The sequence below is a fragment of the Agrobacterium sp. MCAB5 genome (genome assembly GCF_052114365.1).
GTDB classification, from domain to species: domain Bacteria; phylum Pseudomonadota; class Alphaproteobacteria; order Rhizobiales; family Rhizobiaceae; genus Agrobacterium; species Agrobacterium tumefaciens.
Genome location: NZ_JBFREP010000100.1, coordinates 1 through 699, shown reverse-complemented (window position 1 = coordinate 699; position 699 = coordinate 1). Strand labels below are relative to the sequence as shown.

Below are 699 nucleotides of genomic sequence, written 5' to 3'. Positions count from 1 at the left end.
ATCTGGGCAGTCGTGCATGATGCCAGCGGCTAGCTCCGCTTTCCCGCCGGCGCTGACGCGGTTGCACTTGCCGTTCCTCCCGGCCAGAACACAGCAGCCTGACCGGCCAAGTCCAAGGGGCTGCTTTGCTCTCCCCAAGGCACTCGACCATTCCCGGCTCCCTCGCAAATGGGAAAAGGTGTTTACAAACTTTGGACCATCCCAAGCGCATTCACGCACACATCTTGCTCGCGCCGCCTCGCGGATTTTACCGAACGGCGTGGGCACTCGGATTCGCTGATTGCCGAAACTGCCATCGCGTTGTTTGTCCGCTTCTGGCTGGCCTCGACCACTTCTCTTCCGGACGCAGCTCAGGCCGCCGGGCGCGGCAAGGGTGGCGAGCGTTATGACGAATTCCTCAAAGCTCCGGGCGAGCGGGTTGCTATCGGACCAAGGCTCAGTCGGGAAGTGCAAGGGGACGAGGAAGTTTCAAACCGAATTCCACCTCGCCATATAACTGGATTTTTTATGGAAAGTTTTGCTAAAGGAGAAAGTGAGGCCTTTACCAGGCTTCACTGTCGTACTGCATGATGGAGACAACTCGACCCTAGAGGGCACTGCTCAAATATCCATGTCGAGAATTGTCGAACGGTTCTAAAAAAATGGTCGGAGACAAAAAGAAAAATATACTTGAGAGCTTCGCAGCCAGCTATGGAGAAC

General features: G+C 55.7%; 1 protein-coding gene. It reads left to right on the top strand.

Features of this window, described 5'->3' with window-relative positions:
- Window positions 1–168: 168 nt before the first annotated feature.
- On the top strand, window positions 169–570 hold the full coding sequence (locus tag AB4Z23_RS27550) for a hypothetical protein (RefSeq protein ID WP_244878310.1): 402 nt from the start codon (window positions 169–171) through the stop codon (window positions 568–570).
- The last annotated feature ends 129 nt before the right edge of the window (window positions 571–699 follow it).

Excerpts from the sequence above, each read along its gene's own strand:
- AB4Z23_RS27550 (WP_244878310.1), top strand. The coding sequence starts at position 169 with ATGGGAAAAGGTGTTTACAAACTTTGGACCATCCCAAGCGCATTCACG.